The 5,735-nt window shown below is 66.8% G+C and carries 6 protein-coding genes; 2 read left to right on the forward strand and 4 right to left on the reverse strand.

Going from position 1 to position 5,735, the window contains the following annotated elements; translation table 11 throughout:
* Positions 1-207: 207 nt before the first annotated feature.
* The 3 genes from H9X91_RS13810 to H9X91_RS13820 all read right to left on the reverse strand — a co-directional run bounded on the left by H9X91_RS13810 (position 208) and on the right by H9X91_RS13820 (position 2,723).
* Positions 208-1,152 (reverse strand): SPFH domain-containing protein, encoded by a 945-nt coding sequence (locus H9X91_RS13810; protein WP_204805838.1) that lies wholly within the window; start codon positions 1,150-1,152, stop codon positions 208-210.
* A 2-nt stretch (positions 1,153-1,154) separates the two neighbouring features.
* Positions 1,155-1,997, reverse strand: coding sequence for an NfeD family protein (locus H9X91_RS13815; RefSeq protein WP_204805840.1), 843 nt, complete (start codon positions 1,995-1,997; stop codon positions 1,155-1,157).
* Between the two features lie 159 nt (positions 1,998-2,156).
* Entirely contained in the window at positions 2,157-2,723 is a 567-nt protein-coding gene (locus H9X91_RS13820) for a GrpB family protein (protein WP_204805842.1), read from the reverse strand.
* A gap of 177 nt (positions 2,724-2,900) precedes the next feature.
* Here H9X91_RS13820 and H9X91_RS13825 point away from each other — a divergent pair, with 177 nt between their 5' ends.
* Together H9X91_RS13825 and H9X91_RS13830 are read left to right on the forward strand one after the other, a co-directional pair.
* The gene (locus H9X91_RS13825) at positions 2,901-4,022 is read left to right on the forward strand and encodes a THUMP domain-containing class I SAM-dependent RNA methyltransferase (RefSeq protein WP_204805844.1); all 1,122 of its coding nucleotides are present in this window, start codon (positions 2,901-2,903) and stop codon (positions 4,020-4,022) included.
* Between the two features lie 135 nt (positions 4,023-4,157).
* Positions 4,158-5,084 (forward strand): diacylglycerol/lipid kinase family protein, encoded by a 927-nt coding sequence (locus H9X91_RS13830; RefSeq protein ID WP_204805846.1) that lies wholly within the window; start codon positions 4,158-4,160, stop codon positions 5,082-5,084.
* Between the two features lie 421 nt (positions 5,085-5,505).
* Here the strand turns inward: H9X91_RS13830 and H9X91_RS13835 are convergent.
* Positions 5,506-5,735: hypothetical protein (locus H9X91_RS13835; RefSeq protein ID WP_204805848.1), on the reverse strand; the 230-nt coding region annotated here is incomplete at its 5' end.

Here is a 5,735-nt window from a genome sequence, read left to right on the forward strand (position 1 = left end):
TCAGACTGTCGATAAACCCGGAAATCCGGGAAAACGGGAAGGAAGATAGCTACGAAAGAAACCCAGGAAGGGTGTCTTTCGTTTCCAATCAACCGATTCTCAGAACTTTGAAAAGTTCTGAGAATCGCAAGCAGCTTGTCGAAAAGACTTTTTCGACAAGCTGAGGCCGGCGCCGTTGGGGGCGCCGGCCTTCTGTCATCTGCCGTCTCACTGGGGATCTTCCGTGTCAAAGATGGTCTTGGCGCTGGCGGCCAGGCCCGCCAGGCCCTGCAGCTCGCTGGGGATGATGATCTTGGTGGCCTTGCCGTCCGCCACCTTCTCCATGGCCTCCAGGGCCTTCAGCTTCACCACCTGGGCGTTGGGGGCCGCCTCGTTCAGCAGCTTCAGGGAGTCCGCCAGGGCGGTCTGCACCTGCAAGATGGCCTGGGCCTCCGCCTCGGCGGCCATGATGCGGGCCTCCTTCTCGCCCTCGGCCTTCAGGATGGCGGCCTGCTTGGCGGCGTCCGCCTTCAGGATGAGGGACTGCTTCTCGCCCTCCGCCACCAGGATCTGGGACTGCTTCTGCCCCTCCGCCTGGAGGATGGACTCCCGGCGCTCCCGCTCCGCCTTCATCTGCTTCTCCATGGCGTTCTGGATCTCCTTGGGCGGGATGATGTTCTTCAGCTCCACCCGGTTGACCTTGATGCCCCAGGGGTCCGTGGCCTCGTCCAGAATGGCCCGCATCTTGGCGTTGATGGTGTCCCGGCTGGTCAGGGACTGGTCCAGCTCCATCTCGCCGATGATGTTGCGCAGGGTGGTGGCGGTCAGGTTCTCAATGGCGTTCATGGGCCGCTCCACGCCGTAGGCGTACAGCTTCGGGTCCGTGATCTGGAAGTAGATCACCGTGTCGATCTGCATGGTGACGTTGTCCTTGGTGATGACGGGCTGGGGGGCGAAGTCCGCCACCTGCTCCTTCAGGGACACCTTTTTCGCCACCCGCTCGATGAAGGGGATCTTCAAATGCAGGCCCACGCCCCACACGGCCCGGAACGCCCCCAGCCGCTCCACCACGTACGCCTTGGACTGCTGGACGATGACGATGTTCCCGATCAGCAGGATCAGGATCAGCACCACCAGGATCAGCAGGGGGACCCACTTGAGCACATCCATCATATTCACACAGCCTCCTCTTTTTTCTCAGGCGCCTTCCGCGCCGCTTCCACGATGAGCTTCACGCCTTCCATCCGCCGGACCTCCACCCGGCTGCCCGCCGGGAGCACCGTTCCGTCCGCGCTGCGGGCGGTCCAGGTCTTGCCGTCCACGTAGACGGCGCCGGCGGCGCTGTCGTTGTCGATGGTCTCCGTGACCCTGGCGGTGCGGCCCAGCACCCGGTCCGCGTTGGTGGGCACCGCCCGGCCGGCGGAGAGCTTCTTCACCAGGGGCCGGGTGGCCGCCAGGGCCGCCGCGGACACCGCCAGGAACAGCACCAGCTGGGCCAGCAGCCCCGCCCCCGCCATGGCGGCGATGAGCCCCGCCACAGCGCCGGGCACGAACCAGATGGACACCAGTCCGGCGGTCAGTGCCTCCACCACGCCGAAGACCACGATGGCCGCGATCCACAAGATCGTCATTTCGCTGTCTCCGCCTCCTTTCAAATACAGCATGCACAGGGCCACCAGGGCCGTGACGCCGATCAGGCTCCCCGCGCCGGCCCACTTGTTGGCCGGGGACAGGTTGCTGACAAAGTCCCCCAGGGCCGTCCGCAGCGTCCGGGGCGCCATCTGCGCCGGGGCCGCCCGGGATGCCTGCCCGGCCGCCGGCACCTCGTCCTGAAACAGGTCGTTCAGGGTGACGCCGTACCGGTTGCAGATATAGAGGATCTTCTCCAGCTCCGGGTAGCCCCGGCAGGACTCCCACTTGCTCACCGCCTGGCGGGACACCTTCAGCTCCGCCGCCAGGTCCTCCTGGGTCAGCCCCCGGGCCCGGCGCAGGGCCTGCAGCCGTTCTCCAAATGCCATAGTCGTCTCCTCTCTCTGGAAACAGCATACCCGTTTCCCGCCGCCGGCGCCACCAACTTTGGTTTGCGTTTTTGCAAAATCTTCGCGCAACTTGAAGTTTCCCGGCCTCCGGCGCCCGTTATATTCTGATTATAGCATGCCCCGTCCGGGAAAACCATTTCAGTTTGGTAACAATCCCGCCTGCCGGATCCGCTCCAGGATCTCCGCCACCACCGCCGTCTTGGCGTCGGCGTAGTCCTGGACGTACGCCCACTGCCGCTCCGCCAGGCGCCGCTTCTCGGCGGCGTAGCGGTCCCGGTCCGCCCGGCAGGTCCGCAGCCAGTCCCGGAAGGCCAGCATCCGCGCCGCCTCCGGACAGCCGGCGGAGAAGACGTGGAGGTTCACCGCCGGGTCCGTCCCCCGGAGCATCCGGTGCTGGAACCAGTCCGGCTCCCGGATCCGCAGGGCGTAGCCCGCCGCCGTCAGGGCGGGGACGTAGTCCGGCTCCCGGCCGGCGTCCGCCGTCAGCAGCAGGATGTCCAGGATGGGCTTGGCGCAGAGCCCCGGCACCGAGGTGGAGCCCACGTGCTCCACCGCCAGGGCCCGGTCCCCCAGGGCGGCGCGGATCTTCTCCGCCCCCCGCCGGAACTGCTCCGGCCAGCGCGGGTCGTAGGGGCAGAGGCGGATGGTCCCGCCGTGGGCCTCCACCTCCCCCACCGTCACCTGCTTCAAATAGTCCTCCGCCATCTCTCTGTGCCCTCTCTTTCTCAAACGTCCGCCCCGCCGGGCGGCCTCTCTCCCCTGATGATACCATACGGCGGCGTCTCTGCCAAGATTCCGCCCCCCGCCGTTGCGCCGCCGGGGATTTCCTGCTATACTCTCCTTGAACGAAGCTGATCCCACTGTGACCAAGGAGGTCTTTCCATGACACTGACCATCCCCTGCCTCTTCGGGCTGGAGAGCCTGGTGGCCGACGAATTGAAACGTCTGGGCCTGCAGAACGTCCGGGCCGAAAACGGCCGGGTCCACTGCGACGGCGGCCCGGCGGACATCCCCCGGCTGAATATCAACCTGCGCTGCGGCGCGAGAGTCCTGCTGGAGCTGGCCAGCTTCCCGGCGCCGGACTTCGAGGCGCTGTTCCAGGGCGTGGCCGCCATCCCCTGGGAGGACTATATCCCCCGGGACGGGGAGTTCCCGGTGAAGGGCTACTCCATCTCCTCCCAGCTCCACTCCGTCCCCGCTTGCCAGGCCATCGTGAAGAAGGCCGCCGCCACCCGGCTGGGCCGGATCTACGGCTGCGAGACGCTGCCGGAGACCGGGGACCGCTACCAGATCCAGTTCGCCCTCATCAAGGACACGGCCACCGTGTACCTGGACACCTCCGGCGACGGCCTCTACAAGCGGGGCTACCGGGCCCACAACAACGGCGCCCCCCTGCGGGAGACATTGGCCGCCGCCCTGGTGCTCCTGTCCCGCTTCCGGGGGAAGGACCCCTTCTGCGACCCCTTCTGCGGCAGCGGCACCATCCCCATCGAGGCGGCGCTGATCGCCAAAAACCGGGCCCCGGGCCTGGACCGGCGCTTCGCCGCCCAGAAGTGGCAGAGCCTCCCCGCCAGGCTGTGGCTGGACGCCGCCGAGGAGGCCATGGACAAGGAGTTCCACGGCCAATACGACATCTGGGGCGGGGACATCGACCCCGCCTGCGTGGAGCTGTCCCGCCACAACGCGGAGCTGGCGGGGGTGGAGGACTGCGTCCGCTTCGAGGCGGCGGACGCCGGGCAGTTCCGCCGGGACAGCGCCTACGGCCAGCTGGTGACCAACCCACCCTACGGCGAGCGGCTGTTGGAAAAGCGGGAGGCCGAGGCCCTGTACCGCGCCTTCGGCAAGGCCGCCCGGACGCTGCCGGAGGGCTGGCGGCTGGTGGTCCTCTCCTCCCACACGGAGTTCGAGCGCGCCTTCGGCCGCAGCGCGGAGAAGAAGCGCAAGCTCTACAACGGCATGCTCAAGTGCGACGCCTTCTTCTACCACGGAGGCGGAAACAATTAGGAATTAGAAATGAGGAATGAGGAATTTTGGTGTCCGGCGGAGCCGGACAAATTGAAATCGTTCCGCCTCCGGCGGAACACATCAATTCCTAATTCCTAACTCCTAATTCCTAACTCACGAAGGGGGTTCCGGCTTATGAAGCACGTCTTTCTGATCAACCCCCGCGCCGGGAAGGGGGACCGGGCCGCCCGGCTCCAGGCCATGGCAAATCGCCTGGCCGCCGTCCACGACCTGGAGGTCTCCTGCCTGCTGACGGACCGCCCCGGGGCCGCGGAGTCCCTGGCCCGCGCCCTGGCGGAGACCGGGGAGCCGCTGCGGCTCTATGTCTGCGGCGGGGACGGCACCCTTCACGAGGCGGCAAACGGCATCGCCGGGTATTCCAATGCCGCCATGACGGTGATCCCCGCCGGCACGGGCAACGACTTCCTCAAAAACTTCGGCCCGGACGCCGCCAAGTTCACCGACCCGGAAAACCTGTGGGACGGGCCGGACTTCCCCCTGGACCTCATCGACTGCAGCGGCCGGCTGTGCCTCACCATCGCCTGCAGCGGCATCGACGCCCGCATCGCCGACAGCGTCCACCGGTACGGGCGCCTGCTCTCCGGCCGGGGGAGCTACCTGCTGTCCGTGGCGGTGAACTTTTTGTGCAAGCCCATCGGCCGCCGGTGGCGGGTGGAGCTGGACGGCGAGGTCATCGAGGACGACTTCGCCCTGGTGTCCGTGTGCAACGGCCGGTACTACGGCGGGGGCTCCATGCCGGTGCCCCAGGCCCGGATGGACGACGGGGTGCTGGAGACCATCCTGGTGAAGAACGTGCCGAAAGCCACCTTCGCCCGGCTGTTCCCGGCCTACTCCGCCGGGGCGTATCGGAAATTCCCCCACATCGCCCGGGTGGTCACGGCCCGGCAGGTCACCATCACCGCCTGCCCCGGGGAGGAGGACATCGTCACCTGCCTGGACGGAGAGAGCTTTCGGAGCCGGGAGGTGCGGCTGGGGCTCTCGGACAAGCGGGTGCGGTTCTTCGGGCCCGCCGGGTGCTCCCCCAATGCCACGGCACGGTGAGGGGCGGTGATCCACCGCCCGGGGAAAGATGGGCCGCCGGAGGTTGGCCACGGGGGTCTGGCTCCCGCCAGGGGGCTTGTCCAGCCAGGATGCACCCCCCATTTCTCTTTTGTCTTGCCAAAAGAGAAACGGGCCGTGCACGGTCCAAAGAGAAAAGCGCTGGGCGCGCTCCGGTGCAGTGGCCCTCCGCGCGACGGGGGTCGGCGTATCGGTGCAAGCGCCGATTTGGCCTGACCTTCGGGCACGCTATGCTCTTCTGCGATTCCTGTAGCTGCCGACCCGTGGCGGATGGTGCCCAGGTCGTCGGGGTGCAAGGACGCATTTGACCAGCTTCTCTTTCCGCGCGTTCCGCTTCGCCACGCGCTGCCCGGGTGGTCGTAGAAGCGGTAGCTTGGCCTATGCTGCTATGCTGCATCTTTCATCAACAACCGGCCAGCGGCAGCGAAAAGAGGAGCAGCAGGTATCCCAAACTTCCCCGGGCCAAAGGTCTCCCCAAGGGCAGCGCGTTTCCGTCCCTGACCGCCGCGCGGGACAGCCAGCCATCCCCCGCCGGCGGCAGGAGGTCTGCGCTGGCGCAGACCGACCCGCCGAACATTTTTTCTTTTCCACCGGGCGCGGCGCATTTTCTTTTTGATGTTTCAAAAAGAAAAT

The sequence above is a fragment of the Oscillibacter valericigenes genome, assembly GCF_016902445.1.
Classification (GTDB): domain Bacteria; phylum Bacillota; class Clostridia; order Oscillospirales; family Oscillospiraceae; genus Oscillibacter; species Oscillibacter avistercoris.